This window comes from Streptomyces sp. NPDC059668 (assembly GCF_042734135.1).
GTDB lineage: Bacteria > Actinomycetota > Actinomycetes > Streptomycetales > Streptomycetaceae > Streptomyces.
This window is the reverse complement of record NZ_JBHWEL010000112.1, coordinates 1-21,385: the sequence shown is the minus strand read 5'-3', so window position 1 is coordinate 21,385 and position 21,385 is coordinate 1. Positions and strand designations below refer to the sequence as shown.

15 protein-coding genes are annotated in these 21,385 nt (G+C 72.5%); 3 read left to right on the top strand and 12 right to left on the bottom strand.

Annotation, left to right across the window (positions count from 1 at the left end):
• Window positions 1-131: 131 nt before the first annotated feature.
• Both ACFV2J_RS40390 and ACFV2J_RS40385 read right to left on the bottom strand, forming a co-directional pair.
• Entirely contained in the window at window positions 132-1,100 is a 969-nt protein-coding gene (locus tag ACFV2J_RS40390) for an aldo/keto reductase (protein WP_385098449.1), read from the bottom strand.
• Between the two features lie 284 nt (window positions 1,101-1,384).
• On the bottom strand, window positions 1,385-3,166 hold the full coding sequence (locus ACFV2J_RS40385; protein ID WP_385097371.1) for an FAD-binding dehydrogenase: 1,782 nt from the start codon (window positions 3,164-3,166) through the stop codon (window positions 1,385-1,387).
• Between the two features lie 343 nt (window positions 3,167-3,509).
• Here ACFV2J_RS40385 and ACFV2J_RS40380 point away from each other — a divergent pair, with 343 nt between their 5' ends.
• Window positions 3,510-4,502, top strand: coding sequence for an MsnO8 family LLM class oxidoreductase (locus tag ACFV2J_RS40380; protein WP_385443465.1), 993 nt, complete (start codon window positions 3,510-3,512; stop codon window positions 4,500-4,502).
• A 64-nt stretch (window positions 4,503-4,566) separates the two neighbouring features.
• Window positions 4,567-6,984 carry an ATP-binding cassette domain-containing protein gene (locus ACFV2J_RS40375; RefSeq protein ID WP_385092921.1) on the top strand — a complete coding sequence of 806 codons (2,418 nt, stop codon included), beginning with the start codon at window positions 4,567-4,569 and terminating at the stop codon, window positions 6,982-6,984.
• A 128-nt stretch (window positions 6,985-7,112) separates the two neighbouring features.
• On the opposite strand, the gene ACFV2J_RS40370 is transcribed toward ACFV2J_RS40375, so the two are convergent.
• From ACFV2J_RS40370 to ACFV2J_RS40350, 5 genes are all read right to left on the bottom strand, one after another.
• Window positions 7,113-7,946, bottom strand: a complete 834-nt coding sequence (locus tag ACFV2J_RS40370) for a lysophospholipid acyltransferase family protein (protein ID WP_385092917.1) — start codon at window positions 7,944-7,946, stop codon at window positions 7,113-7,115.
• A complete protein-coding gene (locus tag ACFV2J_RS40365) occupies window positions 7,946-8,716 on the bottom strand; it encodes a GNAT family N-acetyltransferase (protein WP_385443459.1) in 771 nt (256 codons plus the stop codon). Before ACFV2J_RS40365 ends, ACFV2J_RS40370 begins: the two co-directional genes overlap by 1 nt.
• Window positions 8,717-8,962: 246 nt before the next feature.
• Window positions 8,963-9,712 carry a succinate dehydrogenase/fumarate reductase iron-sulfur subunit gene (locus tag ACFV2J_RS40360; RefSeq protein ID WP_385092911.1) on the bottom strand — a complete coding sequence of 250 codons (750 nt, stop codon included), beginning with the start codon at window positions 9,710-9,712 and terminating at the stop codon, window positions 8,963-8,965.
• Window positions 9,709-11,667, bottom strand: coding sequence for a fumarate reductase/succinate dehydrogenase flavoprotein subunit (locus ACFV2J_RS40355; protein ID WP_385092908.1), 1,959 nt, complete (start codon window positions 11,665-11,667; stop codon window positions 9,709-9,711). Before ACFV2J_RS40355 ends, ACFV2J_RS40360 begins: the two co-directional genes overlap by 4 nt.
• 2 nt (window positions 11,668-11,669) lie before the next feature.
• On the bottom strand, window positions 11,670-12,341 hold the full coding sequence (locus ACFV2J_RS40350) for a succinate dehydrogenase (RefSeq protein WP_385092923.1): 672 nt from the start codon (window positions 12,339-12,341) through the stop codon (window positions 11,670-11,672).
• 120 nt (window positions 12,342-12,461) lie between these two features.
• Here ACFV2J_RS40350 and ACFV2J_RS40345 point away from each other — a divergent pair, with 120 nt between their 5' ends.
• Window positions 12,462-13,343, top strand: a complete 882-nt coding sequence (locus ACFV2J_RS40345; RefSeq protein ID WP_385443455.1) for a LysR family transcriptional regulator — start codon at window positions 12,462-12,464, stop codon at window positions 13,341-13,343.
• A 30-nt stretch (window positions 13,344-13,373) separates the two neighbouring features.
• Here ACFV2J_RS40345 and ACFV2J_RS40340 read toward each other — a convergent pair whose 3' ends face one another.
• The 5 genes from ACFV2J_RS40340 to ACFV2J_RS40320 form a co-directional block, all read right to left on the bottom strand.
• A complete protein-coding gene (locus ACFV2J_RS40340) occupies window positions 13,374-14,153 on the bottom strand; it encodes an oxidoreductase (RefSeq protein WP_385443452.1) in 780 nt (259 codons plus the stop codon).
• 99 nt (window positions 14,154-14,252) lie between these two features.
• On the bottom strand, window positions 14,253-15,077 hold the full coding sequence (locus ACFV2J_RS40335; protein WP_385097461.1) for an alpha/beta hydrolase: 825 nt from the start codon (window positions 15,075-15,077) through the stop codon (window positions 14,253-14,255).
• Between the two features lie 218 nt (window positions 15,078-15,295).
• A complete protein-coding gene (locus ACFV2J_RS40330; protein WP_385443449.1) occupies window positions 15,296-18,022 on the bottom strand; it encodes an AAA family ATPase in 2,727 nt (908 codons plus the stop codon).
• A gap of 71 nt (window positions 18,023-18,093) precedes the next feature.
• A complete protein-coding gene (locus tag ACFV2J_RS40325) occupies window positions 18,094-20,229 on the bottom strand; it encodes a putative bifunctional diguanylate cyclase/phosphodiesterase (protein WP_385096359.1) in 2,136 nt (711 codons plus the stop codon).
• The gene (locus ACFV2J_RS40320) at window positions 20,226-21,038 is read right to left on the bottom strand and encodes an SAM-dependent methyltransferase (protein ID WP_385096362.1); all 813 of its coding nucleotides are present in this window, start codon (window positions 21,036-21,038) and stop codon (window positions 20,226-20,228) included. The genes ACFV2J_RS40325 and ACFV2J_RS40320 overlap by 4 nt, the downstream gene beginning before the upstream one ends.
• Window positions 21,039-21,385: the final 347 nt, after the last annotated feature.

The following is a 21,385-nucleotide window of genomic DNA, read 5'->3' as shown; positions in this document are numbered from 1 at the left end:
CTCCCAATTGAGGCCACCGGACCCTTGCGAAGGCGGCACCGGATTCATCACCCGTCCGGAGCCCCGCTCATGCGCGCAATACTTTTGCCCCACCGAGGAAATGGGCGTGGCGAACGGACCGGGCGCGCGGATCAGTGACCGCTGATCGCGCGGGGCGTGTACGGCCCCTCCAGTTCCCCGACTTCCTTCTCCGTGAGTTCCACGTCGAGGGCGGCCACCGCGTCGTCGATGTGCCCCGCCCTGGTGGCGCCGATGACGGGAGCGGTCACGGTGGCGCCGCGCAGCAGCCAGGCGAGGGCGATCCGGGCGGGCGGGACGTCACGCTCGGCGGCGATCCGGCCGACCGCGTCGACGATCTCCCGGTCACCCTCCTGGTAGAGCTTCCTGCCGAACTCGTCGGTCCTGCTGCGTTCGGTGGTGACGTCCCATGCACGGGTGAGACGGCCACGGGCGAGCGGGCTCCAGGGCAGCACGCCGACGCCCTGGTCCGCGCAGAGGGGAAGCATCTCGCGCTCCTCCTCGCGGTAGAGGAGGTTGTAGTGGTTCTGCATGGAGACGAACCGGGTCCAGCCGTGCAGCAGGGCCGTGTACTGCGCCTTGGAGAACTCCCAGGCGTACATCGAACTCGCCCCGATGTAACGGGCCTTGCCGGCCTTCACGACGTCGTGCAGGGCCTCCATCGTCTCCTCGACGGGCGTGGCGGGGTCGAAGCGGTGGATCTGGTAAAGGTCCACGTAGTCGGTGCCCAGCCTGCGCAGGCTGTTGTCGATCTCGGTCATGACGGCCTTGCGGGACAGGCCGCGCGCGTTGGGGCCTTCGTGCATCGCGCCGTTGACCTTGGTGGCGATGACGATCTCGTCGCGCCGGGCGAACTCCGCCAGCGCGCGGCCGACGATCTCCTCGCTGGTGCCGTCGGAGTAGACGTTCGCCGTGTCGAAGAAGGTGATGCCGGCCTCCAGCGCGCGGCGGATCAGCGGGCGGGACGCCTCGTCGTCGAGGGTCCACTCGTGTGTCCCCCGGCCGGGCACCCCGAAACTCATGCAGCCGAGGCAGATCCGGGACACGTCCAGACCCGTCGAACCGAGCTTCACGTACTGCATGCGCACTCCTGCGTTTCGTGGGGGTGGGGCCGTTCCTGCCACCGCGACCGCGTGAGCTGGTCGGCAAGGGCTCCGGAATGCCATTTCCCGATCGCGGTTCCCTTAGTCGCACGGCCTCCGCCGATCGGCGGACGGACCGACGGCGGAAAGCGGCGTACGAGGAGCGCCGCGCACGGCGACCGCGGCGCACGGCGTACGGGGAGCGCGGCGCATGGGACGCGCGGGGAGCGCGGCGTACGGACCGCCGGCCGGAGGGGGCGCCGCCGGCGGTCCGTGCGCCGGGTTCAGATCGCGGCGGCCGCCGCCCGTCCCGCCTGGCGCCCGGAGAACAGGCAGCCGCCCAGGAAGGTGCCCTCCAGCGAGCGGTATCCGTGTACTCCCCCGCCGCCGAATCCCGCGACCTCACCGGCCGCGTACAGCCCGGGAACCGGGGTGCCGGTGGCGTTCAGGACGCGGCCGGAGAGGTCGGTCTGCAGACCGCCGAGGGTCTTGCGGGTGAGGATGTTGAGCCGTACGGCGATCAGCGGTCCGGCGCCGGGGTCCAGGATCTTGTGGATCGGCGCGGTACGGCTGAGCGAGTCCCCGGTGTAGGCGAGCGCGTTGCGGATCCCCATGACCTGGACGTCCTTGGAGTACGGGTTGTCGATCTCCCGGTCCCGCGCGTCGATCTGCCGCTTGAGGTCGGCGAGGTCGATGAGTCCGTCCCCGGTCAGCTTGTTCATCCCCGTGACCAGTTCGGACAGCGTGGCGGCGACGACGAAGTCGACGCCGTTCTTCTTGAACTTCTCGATGGGCTCGGGGGTCTGCCAGATGCGGGAGAGCAGCATCCAGACGTCCTTGTTGGTGAGGTCCGGGTTCTGCTCCGAGCCGGAGAGCGCGAACTCCTTCGCGATGATCTTCTGGGTGGTCACGAACCAGGAGTAGTCGTAGCCCGTGTCGGTGATCGACTTCAGGGTGTGGAGCGTGTCGTAGCCGGGGAGGTCGGGGGCGGAGAAGCGCTTGCCGGTGGCGTCGAACCACATCGACGACGGTCCCGGCAGGATGCGGATGCCGTGGTTGGCCCAGATCGGGTCGTAGTTCCTGAGACCCTCCGTGTAGTGCCACATCCGGTCCGGGTTGACGATGCGGCCGCCCGCCGCCTCGGTGATCCCGAGCATCCGTCCGTCCACATGGGCGGGCACGCCGGTGACCATGAACTTGGGCGGGGTGCCGAGCCGGGCCGGCCAGTTCCGCCGTACGAGGTCGTGGTTGGCGCCGATGCCGCCCGAGGTGACGATCACGACCGGCGCGCGGAGTTCGAAGTCTCCGACCACCGTGCGCGAACTGGCCTTGCCGCGCGCGGCGTTGCTCGGTTCGAGGACCGCGCCCCGGACCCCGGTCACGACGCCCCCGGTGCGCACGATCTCGTCGACGCGGTGCCGGAACCTGAAGGCCACCTTTCCCTCCGCGACCGCGGCCCGTACCCGCTTCTCGAACGGCTCGACCACGGCCGGACCGGTTCCCCAGGTGACATGGAAGCGCGGGACCGAGTTCCCGTGCCCGTCCGCGAGGCCGCCGCCGCGCTCGGCCCAGCCGACGATCGGGAACCACCGCACGCCCAGCCCGTAGAGCCAGGACCTCTTCTCCCCCGCCGCGAAGTCCACGTACGCCTCGGCCCACTTGCGGGCCCAGTGGTCCTGGCCGGTCGGGTCCCCGACCCCGCGGTCGAAGCCGGCCGCCCCCAGCCAGTCCTGCCAGGCCAGTTCCCGGGAGTCCTTGATGCCCATCAGCCGCTGCTCGTCGGAGTCGACCAGGAAGAGGCCGCCGAAGGACCAGAAGGCCTGTCCGCCCAGGTTGGTCTCGGGCTCCTGGTCCAGAAGCAGCACCTTGCGGCCCGCGGCGGCCAGTTCGGCCGTCGCGACCAGACCGGCCAGGCCGCCGCCGACGACGATCGCGTCCGCGTCCGACGACCCGGCGGCGAAGGCGGGTGCCGTGTGCGCCGCGAGGGCGGCACCGGCCAGGACACCGCCCGCCGCCGTCAGGGCCCGGCGTCTGCTGATCACGGTGGGGGACACTGAATTCTCCATGGGCTGCCTTCCGTAGGAGGTACGTGAGGTGCGGGAGACGCCGCCGGTGTTGCTGCGACACCCGTGTTGTTACCGTCGGTAGCACCACGGAAACACCACGGCGGCCCCGGTGTTGGACCAGAAGCCGCGAGGGTTCACGAGCCCACCCGCATCGCGGAGATCACCCTGGCCTTGCCCGTCCCGGAGAGCGGGCGGATCATGGAAGGCGCAGCGGAGGGTGAGCACGGTGACGACGGACAAGAGCGAGACCGAGACCGGGGCCGGCGCCCTTCCCACCGGGGAGGTGACCCACGGACCGGAGCGGCGGGGCACCTCGTGGGAGCAGGGCCGGGCCGGGGCGCGTGTGCGCTTCTCCGTCCTCGACCGCTCCCGCACCCGCGAGGGGCACGACGCCGCCGAGGCGCTGCGCGACACCGTGCGGCTGGCCCGGGAGGTCGAGCGGCTCGGCTACCACCGGTTCTGGGTCTCGGAGCATCACGGCGTGCCCGGTGTCGCCGGGTCCGCCCCGACGGTACTGGCCGCCGCGGTCGCCGCCGCCACCCGGACCATCCGGGTCGGCACCGGCGGAGTGATGCTGCCGAACCACCAACCCCTGGTCGTGGCGGAGCAGTTCGGGGTTCTGGAGGCTCTCTTCCCCGGCCGGATCGACATGGGTCTCGGCCGCTCCGTCGGATTCACGGCCGGGGTGCGCAGGGCACTGGGACGGGACAGGGACGCCGCCGAGTCCGCCGATTTCGCGGCCCAGCTCGACGAGCTGCTGGGCTGGTTCCGCGGCACGTCCCCGACCGGGGTGCACGCCCGGCCGGCGGAGGGACTGACGGTGCCGCCCTTCGTGCTCGCCCTGGGCGAGGGCGCGGACATCGCGGCGCGGGCCGGTCTTCCGCTGGTCATCGGCGACCTCCGCGACCGGGACAGGATGCGGCGTGGCATAGATCGCTACCGTGCGGCGTTCCGCCCGTCCGACTGGGCACGCGAGCCCTATGTCGTCGTCTCCGGCGCGGTAGCGGTCGCGGCGACCGAGAGGGACGCGCACCGGCTGCTGATCCCGGAGGCCTGGTCGATGGCGTACTCGCGCACGCACGGCACCTTCCCGCCCCTGCCGCCCGCCGAGCGCGTCGAGGGCCTGACGATGACCGGCAAGGAGCGGGACCTCTACGAGTCCGGGCTCACCGGCCGGCTCGCGGGAACCGGGGAGCGGGTCGCCGAGGAGCTGGCGGCGGTGATCGAGGAGACGGGCGCGCAGGAGGTGCTCGTCACGACGAGCACCTACGACCGGCGGGCCCTGCTGGACTCCTTCCGCGGGCTCGCCCGGGCCGTGGGACTCACCCAGGCCTAGAATGGTGTGGTTTGCCCCTTCCCCGTCCGCCCCCGGGTCACAGACCGTCTCAGGAGTCCCGTCGATGTCCGATCCGCACGGCCCTCACGACCCCTACGTCCGTGTGCGGAACGCCCGTGAGCACAACCTGCGCGGCGTGGACGTCGACATTCCGCGGGACGTCCTCGCCGTCTTCACCGGTGTCTCGGGCTCGGGCAAGTCCTCGCTGGCGTTCGGGACGATCTACGCGGAGGCCCAGCGGCGCTACTTCGAGTCGGTCGCACCGTACGCACGGCGGCTGATCCACCAGGTCGGGGCGCCGAAGGTCGGGGACATCACCGGGCTGCCGCCCGCGGTCTCGCTCCAGCAGCGCCGTTCGGCGCCCACCTCGCGCTCGTCCGTCGGCACGGTCACCCACCTCTCCAACTCCCTGCGGATGCTGTTCTCCCGCGCCGGCGACTACCCGGCCGGCGCCGAACGCCTCGACTCGGACGCCTTCTCGCCGAACACGGCGGCCGGAGCCTGTCCGCAGTGCCACGGGCTCGGACGGGTCCACGGTACGAGCGAGGAGTTGCTGGTGCCGGATCCCTCGCTGTCGATCCGTGCGGGCGCGATCGCCGCGTGGCCCGGTGCCTGGCAGGGCAAGAACCTGCGCGACGTGCTCGACGCGCTGGGTCACGACGTGGACCGCCCCTGGCGCGAACTGCCCGCCGGGGAGCGGGAGTGGATCCTGTTCACGGACGAGCAGCCGGTCGTCACCGTGCATCCGGTGCGCACCGCGGAACGCATCCAACGCCCTTACCAGGGCACGTACATGAGTGCGCGGCGCTATGTCATGAAGACCTTCTCGGACTCGAAGAGCGCGACGCTGCGGGCCAGGGCCGAGCGGTTCCTCAGCAGTGCCCCGTGCCCGGTGTGCGGCGGCAGCAGGCTGCGCCCCGAGGCCCTGGCGGTGACCTTCGCCGGGCGGACGATCGCCGAGCTCGCCGCGCTGCCGCTGGCCGAACTGGCGGGGACACTGCGCCCCGAGGGGGAGACGGCCCGGGTGCTCACGGACGACCTCCGGGCGCGCATCGCCCCGGTCCTCGAACTCGGCCTCGGCTATCTCAGCCTCGACCGCGCCACGCCCACCCTCTCCGCGGGAGAACTGCAACGGCTGCGGCTGGCCACGCAGTTGCGGTCCGGACTGTTCGGTGTCGTCTACGTCCTCGACGAGCCGTCCGCCGGCCTGCACCCGGCCGACACGGAGGCCCTGCTCACCGTCCTGGACCGGCTGAAGGCGGCGGGCAACTCGGTGTTCGTGGTCGAGCACCACCTCGACGTCGTGCGCGCCGCGGACTGGCTCGTCGACGTCGGTCCACGGGCGGGCGAGCACGGCGGACGGGTACTGCACAGTGGTCCGGTGGCGGAGCTCGCCGGGGTGGCGGAGTCGGCCACGGCCCGCTTCCTCTTCGACCGCTCACCCGCACCGGTGCGTGAGGTCAGGCCCCCGCGAGGGCAGTTGAAGGTCGGTCCGGTGCACCGGCACAACCTGCGGGGCGTGACCGCCGAGATCCCGCTCGGCGTGTTCACCGCCGTCACGGGTGTCTCCGGTTCCGGCAAGTCCACGCTCGTCGGCGAGGTGACGGAGGAACTGGAGGGGGTCGGACGGGTCGTCTCGGTCGACCAACGGCCCATCGGGCGTACCCCGCGCTCCAATCTGGCGACGTACACGGGACTCTTCGACGTCGTACGCAAGGTGTTCGCCGGGACCGAGGCGGCACGCCGGCGGAACTACGGTGTCGGGCGCTTCTCCTTCAACGTCGCCGGCGGTCGTTGCGAGACCTGCCAGGGCGAGGGGTTCGTGAGTGTCGAGCTGCTCTTCCTGCCGAGCACGTACGCGCCGTGCCCGGACTGCGGCGGGGCGCGCTACAACCCCGAGACGCTCGAAGTGACGTACCGCGGACGGAACATCGCGCAGGTGCTGGACATGACGGTGGAGGCCGCGGCGGAGTTCTTCGACGACACCCCGGCCGTGGTCCGCAGCCTCACCACGCTCCTCGACGTGGGGCTCGGCTATCTGCGGCTCGGCCAGCCCGCCACCGAGCTGTCCGGCGGCGAGGCCCAGCGCATCAAGCTGGCCGGCGAGTTGCAGCGGATCCGCCGGGGACACACGCTCTACCTCCTCGACGAGCCGACGGCCGGGCTGCATCCGGCCGATGTCGAGGTGCTGACGCGCCAGTTGCACGGACTGGTCGACGCGGGGCACACCGTCGTGGTCGTCGAGCACACCATGGCGGTGGTCGCGGGCGCCGACTGGGTGATCGACCTGGGGCCGGGCGGCGGGGAGGCCGGCGGCCGGATCGTGGCGGTGGGGCCGCCCGCCGAGGTCGCGAGGGCGGCGGGCAGCACGACGGCGCCCTATCTCGCCCGCGCGCTCGCCGGTCCGGCCGTGCGCGACCGGACCGGCCGGGACGAGCGGGGCGGCCGGGACGAGCGGGGCGGACGCGGTCAGGAACCCTAAGGTGCCCCGGGAAGCCCGGGAGGCCCGGGAGGCCGGGTCGGCCGCCGTCCGCGGTGGCGACGGCCGGTCCCGCGGGGTCGTACCCTCCCGGGTGCCTGCCGGGAGACGCGCCGGTCGGTGACGGTTCGTCAGTGGTGCGCGGGTGTCGGAGCCAGGGCGTCGTAGGGGTGCGGGCCTCCCTGTGCCGCGCGGGCCAGGTCCCGTCGGTCGGCATGGCTGCCCGGCGCGAGCGCGGGCCGCACCTCGACCTCCGCGACCAGCCCGCGCGCCGAGGCCACCCGCCACAGCGAGGCGAGCAGGGAGTCGTTCCCGACGAAGGCGGGCGCGGTGCTGGCCGCTCCCCGGGCGAACCGGTAGTGCAGACGCACCGGCTGGACCGGCACCCCGGCGTCCAGCGCCGCCTGGAAGACGGCCCGCCGGAAGTGCCCCTGCGCTCTGCCGCACCAGGTGCTGCCCTCGGGGAAGGCCACGACGGCGGCACCGTCGCGCAGCAGCCCGGCGATGTGCGCGACCGTGCCCGGCAGGGCGCGCAGCCGGTCGCGTTCGATGAACAGCACGCCGCCGCGCGCGGCCAGAAAGCCCGCGACCGGCCACTGCCGGATCTCGGACTTGGCGAGCATCCTGGCCGGCCGGACGGCGGCGAGCAGCGGTATGTCCAGCCACGAGATGTGGTTGGCGACCAGCAGCAGACCGCCGCTGGGTGCGGCGGCGCCGGTGATCCGGACCCGGACGCCCGCCGCCCGGGCGACGCCGCGGGCCCAGGCCCGCACCACCCGGGACGGGATCCGTCCGCCGACCGGGCAGAGCGCGGCGCCGACGGCGAGCAGGGCGACGACCGCGGTGAGCCGCAGCACGGCCCGGGGTACGGCCGTGACGGATCCGGTGCGTTCCACGCAGGCCACCGGGGTGCAGGGCGCGCTGGGCAGCCAGACGCTCCGTACCCCGGCGTCGGTGAGCGTCATCAGGCCGGTACGAGCGAGAGGAAGTGCCGCAGATAGCGCGGGTCGACCCGCCGCATCGACAGCAGCACGTACAGGTCGGCGACGCCGAAGTCCGGGTCGTGCGCGGGTTCGGCGCAGACCCAGGCGCCGAGCCGGAGGTAGCCGCACAGCAGCGGGGGCAGCTCGGTGCGGGACGGGCGGGCGACGCCCTCGGCGGACCAGGGCAGCCGCGGCCGTACCCGGTACTCCTCGGGCGCGAGGTACTTGGCCTGCACCCGGTCCCAGGTGCCCGCCGCGAGCGCGCCGCCGTCGGCGAGCGGGATCGAGCAGCAGCCGGCGAGCCATTCGTGGCCGCCGTCGACCATGTACCGGGCGATGCCCGCCCAGATGAGGCCGATGACCGCGCCGTCGCGGTGGTCGGGGTGGACGCAGGAGCGGCCGACCTCGACGAGTCCGGGGCGGATGGCGTCGAGCGGGCCGAGTTCGAACTCGCTCTCCGAGTAGAGCCGGCCGGCGACCGCGGCCCGGTCCGGCGGCAGCAGTCGGTAGGTGCCGACGACCTGGTCCGTCTGCGTGTCGCGGACCAGCAGGTGGTCGCAGTAGGCGTCGAAGGAGTCGACGTCGAGGCCCGGCTGCGGAGTGGTCAGCAGGGCGCCCATCTCGCCCGCGAAGACGTCGTGGCGCAGCCGCTGGGCGGCCCGGACGTCCTCCTCGGAGCGGGCGAGGGAGACGGTGTAGCGGGTGGGGGCCATCGGCTGCGGGGGGCTGTCGAGGGTGGAAACGCCGGTCATGGCACTCTCCTGGTCACGGGCCGGTTCGGCGGTGCGGCGGCGGGCCGTTTCGGTGCGGTCCGCGCGCTCCTGTTCTTCCGATACCGGTTGGCGTGCGCGTGACCTGTGCCAGGAGCCGGGATGTGGGGATGTTGAATGCCAGGGGCTGCCCCCGTGTGCGAGACGGGGCCGGGGATGAGCACCACTCCCGGCCCCGCCCGTCCGCACCCGTCCGGCGAACGCTCTGTGAACAAGTGCCTCTCGGTGTCAGCGCCGTCCGGCCTTGCGGGTGGCTCGCAGCCACTCCTTGTTCATGCTGGTGATGGAGACCAGCGGGATGCCCTTGGGGCAGGCGGTGGCGCACTCCCCGGCGAGGGTGCAGCCGCCGAAGCCCTCCTCGTCCATCTGCGCGACCATGTCGAGCACCCGTGTCTCGCGTTCGGGTGCTCCCTGCGGCAGGACGTTCAGGTGGTTGATCTTCGCGGAGGTGAAGAGCATCGCCGCGCCGTTGGGGCAGGCCGCCACGCACGCCCCGCAGCCGATGCACTCGGCGTGTTCGAAGGCGAGGTCGGCGTCCGGTTTCGGCACGGGCGTGGCGTGCGCCTCGGGCGCGGCACCGGTCGGGGCGGTGATGTAGCCGCCGGCCTGGATGATCCGGTCGAAGGCGGACCGGTCGACCACGAGGTCCTTCACGACGGGGAAGGCGGCGGCGCGCCAGGGCTCGACGTCGATCGTGTCGCCGTCCTGGAAGGACCGCATGTGCAGCTGGCAGGAGGTCGTGCGCTCGGGACCGTGGGCGTCACCGTTGATGACGAGCGAGCACGCGCCGCAGATGCCCTCGCGGCAGTCGTGGTCGAAGGCGACCGGGTCCTCGCCCTTGAGGATGAGCTCCTCGTTGAGGGTGTCGAGCATCTCCAGGAAGGACATGTCGGCCGAGATGTCGTCCACCTGGTAGGTGGACATCGCTCCGTCTGCGTCGGCGTTCTTCTGGCGCCAGACGCGCAGGGTGAGCTTCATGCGTAGCTCCGCTGGGTGGGGTGTACGTACTCGAAGACGAGGTCTTCCTTGTGCAGGACGGGTGCGGCGCCGGTGTCGGTGAACTCCCAGGCGGCCGCGTACGAGAACTCCTCGTCCCGGCGCTCCGCCTCGCCGTCCGGGGTCTGGGACTCCTCGCGGAAGTGGCCGCCGCAGGACTCCGCCCGGTGCAGTGCGTCGAGGCACATGAGTTCGGCGAGCTCCAGGTAGTCGACGACGCGATTGGCCTTCTCCAGCGACTGGTTGAACTCCTCGCCGGTGCCCGGGACCTTGATGCGCCGCCAGAACTCCTCGCGGATCTGCGGGATCCGCTCCAGGGCCTTGCGCAGTCCCGTCTCCGTACGGGCCATGCCGCAGAACTCCCACATGAGTTCGCCGACCTCGCGGTGGAAGGAGTCGGGGGTGCGGTCGCCGTCGACGGCGAGGAGCAGCCGGAGCCGGTCCTCGGTCTCCGCCAGCACCTCCTGCACGGCGGGGTGTTCGTCGGTGACCTCCTCGTGGTGCGGGTGGCGGGCGAGGTAGTCGTTGATCGTGGACGGCAGCACGAAGTAGCCGTCGGCGAGGCCCTGCATCAGCGCCGAGGCGCCGAGGCGGTTGGCTCCGTGGTCGGAGAAGTTGGCCTCGCCGATCGCGAACAGACCGGGGATGGTGGTCTGGAGGTCGTAGTCGACCCAGAGGCCGCCCATCGTGTAGTGCACGGCCGGGTAGATCCGCATCGGGACGGTGTACGGGTCCTCGGCGGTGATCCGGGCGTACATGTCGAAGAGGTTGCCGTACTTCTCCTCGACCTTCGCCTTGCCCATCCGCCCGATGGCGTCGGCGAAGTCCAGGTAGACGCCCTGGCCGCCGGGGCCCACTCCCCTGCCCTCGTCGCAGACGTTCTTCGCGGCGCGGGAGGCGATGTCGCGGGGCACCAGGTTGCCGAAGGACGGGTAGATGCGCTCCAGGTAGTAGTCGCGCTCGTCCTCGGGGATCTCGTTCGGCGGGCGGGTGTCGCCGGCGGCCTTGGGGACCCAGATGCGGCCGTCGTTGCGGAGCGACTCGCTCATCAGCGTCAGCTTGGACTGGTGGTCGCCGGTGCGCGGGATGCAGGTGGGGTGGATCTGGGTGAAGCAGGGGTTGGCGAAGTAGGCGCCGCGCCGGTGGGCCCGCCAGACCGCGGTGGCGTTGGAGTTCATGGCGTTCGTCGAGAGGTAGAAGACGTTGCCGTAACCGCCGCTGGCCAGGACCACCGCGTCGGCGTAGTGCGTCTCGACGCGGCCGGTGACCAGGTCGCGGGCCACGATCCCGCGGGCCCTTCCGTCGACGACGATCAGGTCGAGCATCTCGGTGCGCGGGTGCATCTCGACGGTGCCCGCGGCGATCTGGCGGGACAGTGCCTGGTACGCGCCGAGCAGCAGTTGCTGGCCCGTCTGGCCGCGGGCGTAGAAGGTGCGGGAGACCTGGACGCCGCCGAAGGAGCGGGTGTCGAGCAGGCCGCCGTACTCACGGGCGAAGGGCACGCCCTGGGCGACGCACTGGTCGATGATCTCGACGGAGATCTGGGCGAGCCGGTGGACGTTGGACTCCCGGGCCCTGAAGTCCCCGCCCTTGACGGTGTCGTAGAACAGCCGGTGCACGGAGTCGCCGTCGTTGCGGTAGTTCTTGGCCGCGTTGATGCCGCCCTGGGCGGCGATCGAGTGGGCCCGGCGGGGCGAGTCCTGGTAGCAGAACTGGACGACGTGGTAGCCCTGTTCGGCGAGTGTGGCGCCGGCGGAGCCGCCCGCGAGGCCGGTGCCGACGACGATCACCCGGTGCTTGCGGCGGTTGGCGGGGTTGACCAGCTTGGCCTCGAAGCGGCGGGTGTCCCAGCGCTCGTTGATCGGGCCCTGCGGGGCCTTGCCGTCGGCGACGGGCTCACCGGTCGTGTAGTCGGTGTATGCGGACGATGCGGTCATGTTCAGCTCACCACTCCGGTCATCACGGCCACGGGTACGGCGATGAAGCCCGCGGTCAGCACCAGCGCCAGGACGTTGGCGAGGGTCTTGAGGGCGCGGTCGCGGGTGCGGCTGCCGGCGCCCAGGGTCTGTGCCGCGCTCCAGAAGCCGTGCCGGATGTGCAGGCCGAGCGCGAGCATGGCGACGATGTAGATCACGTCGCCGTACCAGGTCGAGAAGGTGTCGACGACGTTCTGGTACGGGTGTCCGGACTGGAAGCCGCCGGAGTGCACGGTGCCGGTCGTCAGGTCGAGGAGGTGCCAGACGATGAAGAGGCCGAGGATGATCCCGCCCCAGCGCATGGTGCGGGTGGCGTAGCTCGACCGGGCCTTGCTGTGGACGTACCGGCTGGGGCGCGCCCGGATGTCGCGGCGGCTCAGCTGGTAGGCGGCGGTGGCGTGCGCGACGACGGCGACGACCAGGACCACGCGGATGATCCACAGGGCCCACTCGTAGTGCAGGAACGGTTCACCGATGGTGCGCAGCCAGTGCGCGTAGTGGTTGAAATCGCCCGCCCCGAAGAAGATCTTCAGGTTGCCGAGCATGTGGACGACCAGGTAGAGCAGCATGATCAGGCCGCTCACCGCCATCACGGTCTTCTTCCCGAGCGAGCTGTCCCACACGGTGCGGGTCAAGGACGGTCGTCGGTCCGTCCGCGTTGCCAGTGCCATGACTGAGCACGCTAGATCGCGAGGTGCCGATCGGTCCAAGACATGGTGTGGCTCGTTTCGATAGGGGTGGCCTATCGTGGTGGGGTGCAGTTCCAGCAGCTCCAGTACTTCGTGGCGGTCGCCGAGACCCGGCACTTCACCCGGGCCGCCGAACTGGTCCATGTCGCCCAGCCGTCCCTTTCCCAGCAGATCAGGTCGCTGGAAAGGGAGTTGGGGGCGGATCTCTTCCTGCGGGCGCGCGGCAACATCACCCTGACCGACGCGGGCGAGGCACTGCTCCCGCTGGCCCGCCGCATCCTCGCCGACGCCGACACGGCCCGGCACGAGGTGCAGGAGTTGGCCCAGCTGCGCAGCGGCCGGGTCCGCCTCGGCGCCACCCCGAGCGTCTGCACCGGACTGCTGCCCGATGTGCTGCGCGCCTTCCACGACCGCTATCCCGGCATCCGGCTGCTGATCGAGGAGGGCGGCTCCCACGACCTCGTCCGTGAGCTCGCCCGCGGCGCCCTGGACCTCGCCCTGGTCGTGCTCCCGCTGCCCACTCCGTCCCCGGCGCTGACCACGGTGGAACTGCTGCGCGAGGATCTGGTGGTGGTGTCCTCGCCGGAGTCGCCCTCGCCCGGAGGGGGCCGTACGGTCCGCATCCCCGACCTGGAGGGCGCACGCATGGTCATGTTCCGGCACGGCTACGACCTGCGGGAACTGACGGTGGCCGCCTGCCGCGCCGAGGGCTTCGAGCCGGACTTCGCGGTGGAGGGCGGCGAGATGGACGCCGTACTGGGTTTCGTGCGCGCGGGCCTCGGCGTGGCCGTCGTCCCGCGCATGATCGCGACGCGGTCCGGGCGGGGACTGCGGGTCACCCCGCTGGCCCCGCCCGGACTGCACCGGACGATCGCGCTCGCGCACCGCAGCGACGTGGCGCCGCCGCGGGCCGCCCGGGAACTTCAGCGGATGCTGCTGGAGCGCTGAACCGGACCGGTCACCACGCCGGCATGGTGCTCACCGTGTCGGGATGAAGCCGCCGTCGATCACCAGGTCGCTGCCGGTGATGTTGCGGGCCCGGTCACCGGCGAGGAAGAGGACCAGTTCGGCGACCTCGGACGGCTGGGAGAAGCGGCCGGTGACGGTGGCCCCGGACACCTGCGCGATCACGTCGTCCGGGGTGATCCCGGCGGCGGCCGAGACGGTCTCGGCCACTCCCCCGCCGCCGAGCCACAGCTCGGTCTCCACCGGACCCGGGCTGACCGTGTTGACCCGGATGCCCTTCGGGCCGACCTCCTTCGACAGCGCCTTGGAGAAGGCGACCAGTGCGGCCTTGCCCGCGCTGTAGTCGATCACCAGGGGGTCGGGCAGGGTGGCGTTGACCGACGCGACCGTCACCACGGAACCGTGACCGGCGGCCAGCATCACCGGGAGGGCGGCCCTGGTCACCCGTACGGCGGTCAGCAGGTTCAGGTCGACGGTACGCCGCCAGTCCTCGTCGGTCACCGAGAGGAACCCGCCGGTGCGGGCGGGCGCGGCGCCCACGTTGTTGACGAGGATGTCGACGCGTCCGCCGGCCGCCGCGACCAGGCGTTCGGCGGCGCCCGGTTCGGCGAGGTCGACCGGGACCCAGGTGACCGGGCCCTCCTTGACCAGCGTGTCCAGCGCGTCCGTCGTCGTGCGGGACCCGGCGACGACCGTCGCGCCCGCTGCGGCCAGCGCCTGGGTGATGGCCAGTCCGATGCCCTTGCTGGCACCGGTGACGATGGCGGTCCGGCCCTGAAGTTCCGTGCTCATTCTTCTCAACTCCTGTGCTGTGGGGCCCGGTTCGATGGGCGCCCGATGTGGTGCGGATGGGTGGGGTACCTACGTGGAGGGGACTTGGGGCCGCGACGGTCAGGGGCGGGAGGTGTCCCGGCCCGCTATCCCCTGGTCGTCGAGCCACCGCAGGGCGTGGTCGGCCACCGTGCGCCAGCCGTGGTCGACGGTCAGGGAGTGGCCGCGGTCGGGGAACTGCTTGAGTTCGGTGACCGCCGGCGAGTCGCCGTAGAGCTTGTACGCCGAGCGGGTCACCACGTCGGGGACGGTGTGGTCGGCCTGGCCGGAGATCAGCAGCAGCGGCCCGCGGTCCGCGTTGCCGGTGGCCACCGCCGCCGGGGAGCGCCGTGCGAAGCCGGCGAACGCCGCCTGGAACAGCGGCCGGCCCGGCGAGGGGATGGTGAGGCGCTCGTACAGTTCGTCGGACTCGGTCCGCTCCAGCGCGTTGCCGAAGCCGTACCGGAACTGCGCGGCGGTCAGCGAGACCGCGCGGCGCCGGTTCGCCGGGTTGCCCAGGACGGGCAGGCCCGCGCGCAACTGCGCCGGGGGCAGCGCCCTGACGCCCTTGATCTGGGCGGGGTCGATGGCGATGGCGGCCCGGCCCAGGCCCGCACCGAGCAGCTTCTGTGCGATCAGGCCGCCGAAGGAGTGCCCGACGAGCACCGGTGGACGGTCCAGGGCGCGGATGATCCCGGCGTAGTGCGCGGTGACCTCGTCGATGCCGAGTCCCGCGACGGCCTCGGGGTGGCGCCGCGTCTCGGCGACGGTGGCGGCCTCCCCGGGCCAGCCGGGGGCCAGCGGCGCGTATCCGTGGGCGTCGGCCAGGTCGGCCCAGGGCTGCCACGAGGTGGCGTGCAGCCAGAGGCCGTGGATGAGGACGACGGGGGTGCGTGAGTCGGACATGGCCTTCTCCTGGACTGCTCGGGGCCGCCTCCGGGGGTGGCGCGACGCGTCCAGACTCCCCTGGCGGTCAGGCGCGCCGCATCGGTCGAATGACTGTGGTGACCGGCCGGCGCCCGCGGCCACCGGCCGGCGGGTACGGCGACCCGCCGACGCGGTCACCGGCCGACGGCCTCCGGCGCACGGCTGTGCGGCCCGGCTGGACGAGTCCCGGCCGGGACTCATCCAGCCCCTGCGGAGTTCCCCGCCAGCGCGTCCCGCAGCGAGGCCCGCGAGGAGATGCCGAGTTTCGGGAACACCCGGTAGAGGTGCGCTCCGACCGTGCGCGGCGACAGGAAGAGCCGGGCGCCGATCTCCTTGTTGCTCAGTCCGCTCGCGGCGAGTTCGGCGATCTGCCGCTCCTGCGCGGTGAGCGCCGCGGACGCGCCGTGCGCGCTGGGCGCGGCGCCCGCTCCGGCGGCGCGCAGTTCGGCCCGGGCGCGCCGGGCCCACGGCGTCGCGCCGAGCCGGTCGAAGACCTCGGCCGCCTGTTCGAGGACGGTCCGGGCGGCCGCCCGTTCCCGGGCCCGGCGCAGCCACATGCCCTGGGCGAGCCGCACCCTGGCCAGTTCGAAGGGGAACTCCGCCCCGGCGGGGTGGGACACCGCCCGCTCGTACGCGGCCCGCGCCTGCGTGTCGCCGGCGGTCATCGCCAGGGCGGCGGCGGTGAGGAAGTCGAGGCGCGGTGAGATCGCGGGCAGGCCCTGGTCGCGGGCCGCCGCCGCGTGCGCGCGGGCCTGTTCGGTGCGGCCGGTGTGCACGGCCGACTCCACCAGGTCCAGCAGGGTGCGCAGGGCCTGCTGCGAGCAGGGCGTGAACGTGCCGGGCGCGGTGAGGCCGCCGGCATAGGCGTACGCCCCTTCGAAGTCGCCCGTGGTGAGGTGTGCGGCGGCTCCGATGGCCTCGGCGAGCTGGGTGAGGTGGCCGACACCACGCGGCCGGGCCCAGCGGTCGAGGCGGTCCAGCGCCGCCGTGGCGCCCTCGGTGTCGCCCCGCCAGGCGGCGATCAGTCCGAGGAAGCCGTGGTACTGGTGCGCGAACAGCGCGTAGCCGTGGGTGGTGGTGAGTTCCAGGCCGCGCTTGCCGGTGCGCTCGGCGGCGTCCCATTCGCCGCTGTCGATCTGGTCGAGCATGACCAGTTGCAGCAGGGTCATCGCGTTGGTGACCGCCCCGCTGCCCGCCTCCCGGTCGGCGACCCGGCGCACCAGCAGACGATGGTCGCCGAGCGCGTCGAGGTGGTAGGCCGCGACCCCGAGCCGCATGACGTCCCACGGCTGTTCCTCACCGAGCCGGGCGAACGCGTCCTGGACCCGCTCGCGTGCGCCCGCCCCGCGCCGGGCCGGATCGCCGAACGCGTCGCGGTAGAGCGCGGTGGCCGGCGGGACCGGGGCGGCGTCCACCAGAGCGTCGGTGACCGTCCAGAGGGCCGGATCGGCGGCGAACAGACTGATGGCGAGCAGCAGGTTGAGCAGCCGGGTGCGGGTCTGCGGGTCGCTGTCCTCGGGCAGCGACCCGAGCGCGGCGGCGACGCGGCGGTGCGCGGGGCGGACGTCGCCGTCCCGGTAGAGCGCCGCGTACGCCGAGGTGATCACGGCGGTGGGCGACCGGTGGGTGCCGGTCAGCCGGTCGGAGACCTCCCGCAGTTCCTGCGCCCGGTCGAGGAGCGCGGACTGCGCCGCCACGAAGGCCGCGTCGCCGAGGCGGCGGGAACGCGGTACCGACCCCGGGCTCAGTTCGGCGGCGCGGGTGAGCAGCGCGACGGCGGACGCCGCCGCGCCGCGGGCGGTGGCGGAGCGGGCGGCGCGCTCCAGGACGGCGGCGACGGCCTCGTCGGGGTCGACGGTGGCGGCCGCGAGGTGGACGGCGTGACGCTCGATGTCCGCGTGGTGCAGCCGGGCCAGTTCCGCGTGGGCGGCGCGCCGCTGGTTCGGGGTGGCGGACTGCACCAGCGCCGAGCGGACCAGCGGGTGGCGGAAGACGGGGTCGCCGGTCGTGGCGTCCACGGTGAGCAGTCCGGCGGCCAGCGCGCCGTCGACCCCGCTGAGCCGGTAGCGGGCCCGGTCGGCCGGTGACGGCGCCGCGCCGGTGCCGTCGAGGGCGCCGCGCAGCAGCTCGGTGCGCTCGGCGGCGGCGAGCGTCCTGATCCGGTCGCCGTAGAGCTGCTCGAGACGCCGGGACAGGGGGAGCTCGCCGGGCCCGGGGTCGTGGGCGGTGCCCTCGCGCAGGGCGCGCGGCAGCTCCAGCAGGGCGAGCGGGTTGCCCCGGGCCTGGTCGAGGACCTGGTGGCGGGGGCCTTCGGCGAGGTCCGGGGCGTACGCGTCGAGCAGCAGGCCGGCGGAACGGGCGTCGAGAGCCGGGACCGTCAGCTCGGAGAGCCCTGCCGCGTCCCACGCGGAGGCGACGTCCGCCCGTACCCCGATCGCCATCCGGACGGCGTGCGCGGACAGCCGGCGCGCGATGAACCGGCCCACCTCGGCGCTCTGCGGGTCGAACCAGTGGGCGTCGTCGACGACCACCAGCAGGGGCCTGTCGCCGGAGACCAGCGCCAGCAGATCGAGGACGGCGACGCCCAGCGTCATCACCGAGGGCGCCTCGCCCGTCGTACGCCCGAAGACGGTGTCGAAGGCCGCGCGGGTGACCCGGTCGAGGCCGGCGGCCTGCGGGAGCAGCGGGTGCAGGATCTGGTGCAGGCCGGCGAACGGCAGCTCCGACTCCGCCTCCGCACCGGCCGCCCGGACGACCAGGTGCCCGAGGGCGAGGGACCGTGCCGCGGCCGCGTCCAGCAGGACGCTCTTGCCGACGCCCGCCTCGCCCCGCACAAGCAGGGCCCGTCCGGCGGGCGACGCGGCCAGCCCCGACAGCTCGGCCAGCTCCGTCTCCCGGCCGACGATCGGCCGCTCGTCCGCCATGTCTGCCTCCCGCTCCTGGCCCGGGCCGCTCGGTGGCCTCCCGTCCAGGAGACCACCTCGCGTGCGAAGCCTCAGCCGGCGGCGTCGACCAGGGCCAGTTCGTGCAGGCGCTCCGGCGGGCCGGGCCGGGCGTAGTACCACCCCTGGGCGGTGTCGCAGCCCAGTATCCGCAGCTGTTCGGCCTGGGCGCCCGTTTCGACGCCCTCGACGGTGACCGTGAGGTCGAGGCTGTGGGCGAGCGAGACGATGCCCTCGACGATCTTGAGGTCGACCGGGTCCGCCGGGAACTGCTGCATGCCCTGGGTGAACGAGCGGTCCAGCTTGAGGATGCTCACGGGCAGCCGGCGCAGGTTGGCGAGGTTCGAATAACCGGTGCCGAAGTCGTCGAGGGCGATGTCCACGCCCATCTCCGCGAGCCGGCGCAGCGGCTTGAGGAGGTCGTCGTCGGCGCCGATCAGCGCGGACTCGGTCACCTCCAGGCACAGTGCGCCGGCGTCGAGCCCCTCGCGCTCCAGGATGTCCACGGTGTCCTGGACCAGACCCGGATGGGTCAGCTGGCACGGTGACAGGTTGACGTTGATCCGCAGGGGGACCGCCCCGGCATGTCGTTCCTGCCACTGGCGGGCCTGCCGGACGGACTGTTCCAGGACCCAGCGGCCGAGCGGCACGATCAGTCCGGTGTGCTCGGCGAGCGGGATGAACTGGTCGGGTCCGAGCACGCCGTGCTGCGGATGCAGCCAGCGCACCAGCGCCTCCGCGCCGTGCACGCTGCCGTCGCCGAGGCGCACCAGCGGCTGGTACTCGATGAAGAACTCGCCCCGGTCGAGGGCCGCCGGGAGTGCCGTGGTGAGTCCGTGCCGGGTGATGGCGCGGGCGTCGGCCTCCGGGTCGGCGAGCTCGAACCGGTTGCCGCCCGCGGACTTGGCGCGGTACATGGTGATGTCGGCGCTGCGCAGCACCTCCGCCGGGCCGCGTTCGCCCGCCGGTCCCTCGACGATGCCGATGCTCCCGCGCACGGCCAACTCGCGGCCGTCGATGCTGATCGGGGTGACCAGGGCGTTCATGATGCGTCCGGCGAGTTCGTCGACCTCGCGCTCCGTGTCGGGGCCGATGGTGAGGGCCACGAACTCGTCGCCGCCGAGCCTGGCGACCATCTCGCCCGGCGCGGTCGCGCAGGACTGCAGCCGGTCGGCGACCTCCACGAGCAGCCGGTCCCCGGCCGCGTGCCCGAGGCTGTCGTTGATGGTCTTGAAGCCGTCGAGGTCGAGGTAGCACAGGCCGAACCGCTGGTCGTCGCCCGCGGAGAGAGCCTTCTCCAGGCGCTCGAAGAAGAGGGTCCGGTTGGGCAGCCCGGTGAGCGCGTCGTGCGTGGCCTCGTAGCGCAGTCGCAGATTGAGCAGCCGGCGCTCGGTGGTGTCCTCCATGAGGGCGAGCTGGTACTGCGGTTCACCGTCCGGGTCGCGCAGCAGGGACACCGTCAGGTTGGTCCACAGGGCGGTGCCGTCGGGCCGGTAGAAGGCCTTTTCGACGTGGTAGTGCTCGCGCTCGCCGCTGACCAACTCCTCGTAGAGTTTCCAGACTTGGGGCGCGTCGTCGGGGTGTGTCCACTCGGGGACCCGGCGTCCGCGCATCGTCTGCTCGGAGCCGCCGAACATCCGCAGAAGGGCTCCGTTGGCCTGCAGGATGTTGCCTTCGAGGTCGGCGATGGCGATCCCTATGGCCGCGCCCTCGAAGACCGCGCGGAAGCGGGCCTCACTGGCGTGCAGTGCCTCGGCCACCGTACTGCGCGCGTTCAACGCGGCCTGGTAGATGGCCTCCTGCTCGCTGAGCGTCCGCTCCCGCAGCGCCCGCGCGAATCCGGCGGCCATGGCGTGCTGGAGGCGTGCCGAGCGGGTACGCAGGGCCTCCTGGGGTCCGTCCTCGCCGCAGTAGAGCACCAGATAGGCGTCCACGCAGTCGAGGGTCCGGCTCAGCGCCTCGGGATCGGTGCAGTGCGCGGAGACGATCGCGGCGCCGACCGCCTGTCCCTCGGTCGCCTCGAAGGTCCTGGCCCGCAGCGCCTCGCTCAACCGCCGTGCCAGCGGTACGAGTTGCTGCTCGAACTCGGGCCGCGTCAGCGAGGTCGAGGTGACCGGGAAGACCGCCCGGCTCCAGATCGTCGCGAACCGGCGGAGTCTGTCCTCCGGCCCGTCCGGCTCCGCGATCACGCCGTGCGCCCCACGCCCGCGAACCCGGAGAAGGAATAGGGATCCTCGTCCTCGGGCGCGGTGTCGGGCCGCCAGATCGGCATCGGCACCAGTCCGGGTTCCACCATGTCGTACCCCTCGAAGAACCGCGCGATCTCCTCGCGCGAACGCATGATCAGCGGGTTGCGGATGTCCTTGTACACGTCGACCGCGCCCTCGGCCCGCTCGGCTGGGAGGGGAATCCCCTCGTACGAGGCGTGCGTGACGACGAGCAGGCTTCCCGGCGCGAGCGCGTCGCGCAGTTCGGCCACCGCAGCGTACGGGTCGTCCGCGTCCTCCACGAAGTGAAGTATGGCAACGAGCAGCAGGGCGACCGGCTGGTTCAGGTCGATCAGCCGCTGCACCTCGGGGCTCGCCAGGATCTCCTGGGGCTTGAGCAGATCGGCGGCGACCACGTCCGTGTCCTCGATGTCCCGCAGGACGGCCTGGCTGTGCGCGACGGCGACCGGGTCGTGGTCGACGTACACGACGTGGGCTCCGGGGCGGGCCGCCCGGGCGACCTCGTGGACGTTGCCGAAGGTCGGGATTCCGGAGCCGATGTCGAGGAACTGCGAGATGCCCTCGTCCGCCGCGAAGCGCACGGCGCGGCGCATGAACGCCCTGTTCGCCTGCATGACCTTGGGCAGCCCGGGCATGAACTCCATCGCCTTGCGGGCGGCTTCCCGGTCGACCTCGAAATTGTGCGAACCGCCCAGGTAGTAGTCGTAGATGCGGGACACGCTCGGCACCGAGATGTCAATGCTGCGTGGGGCCCAGGCGGGACGCTCCATCTATCTCTCCAAGGCGTAGTCGACGGCGTAGGCGATCCGGTGTTCGAGCTGAGGCTACTGATCGCCCGCCAAACGGGCGAGTCAAAACGGAAATTGACCGTCCGTTCACCGGCACTGCCTCCGGCACGTGCCGAATCGGCAGCTGGGCGGAGCCTTGGGACACGCCGTCGAGTGTCACCGCGAAATCGATGCGAAGCATTCCAAAAAGTTCCCGGGGGTCACGAAGCGTCGTCATGTCCCGCGCGGTGGCGGGTGTCCCCGGTGTGGAAAATTCTCCGGTCGCCGAACCCCGCCGGTGCACGGGCGCGCACGCCGAACGGTCCGCCCCCTCCATGCGGTGCGGAGGG

Excerpts from the sequence above, each read along its gene's own strand:
- ACFV2J_RS40340 (WP_385443452.1), bottom strand. The coding sequence starts at position 14,153 with ATGAGCACGGAACTTCAGGGCCGGACCGCCATCGTCACCGGTGCCAGC.
- ACFV2J_RS40365 (WP_385443459.1), bottom strand. The coding sequence starts at position 8,716 with ATGACCGGCGTTTCCACCCTCGACAGCCCCCCGCAGCCGATGGCCCCC.
- ACFV2J_RS40330 (WP_385443449.1), bottom strand. The coding sequence starts at position 18,022 with ATGGCGGACGAGCGGCCGATCGTCGGCCGGGAGACGGAGCTGGCCGAG.
- ACFV2J_RS40355 (WP_385092908.1), bottom strand. The coding sequence starts at position 11,667 with ATGACCGCATCGTCCGCATACACCGACTACACGACCGGTGAGCCCGTC.
- ACFV2J_RS40390 (WP_385098449.1), bottom strand. The coding sequence starts at position 1,100 with ATGCAGTACGTGAAGCTCGGTTCGACGGGTCTGGACGTGTCCCGGATC.
- ACFV2J_RS40375 (WP_385092921.1), top strand. The coding sequence starts at position 4,567 with ATGTCCGATCCGCACGGCCCTCACGACCCCTACGTCCGTGTGCGGAAC.
- ACFV2J_RS40335 (WP_385097461.1), bottom strand. The coding sequence starts at position 15,077 with ATGTCCGACTCACGCACCCCCGTCGTCCTCATCCACGGCCTCTGGCTG.
- ACFV2J_RS40385 (WP_385097371.1), bottom strand. The coding sequence starts at position 3,166 with ATGGAGAATTCAGTGTCCCCCACCGTGATCAGCAGACGCCGGGCCCTG.
- ACFV2J_RS40320 (WP_385096362.1), bottom strand. The coding sequence starts at position 21,038 with ATGGAGCGTCCCGCCTGGGCCCCACGCAGCATTGACATCTCGGTGCCG.
- ACFV2J_RS40370 (WP_385092917.1), bottom strand. The coding sequence starts at position 7,946 with ATGACGCTCACCGACGCCGGGGTACGGAGCGTCTGGCTGCCCAGCGCG.
- ACFV2J_RS40360 (WP_385092911.1), bottom strand. The coding sequence starts at position 9,712 with ATGAAGCTCACCCTGCGCGTCTGGCGCCAGAAGAACGCCGACGCAGAC.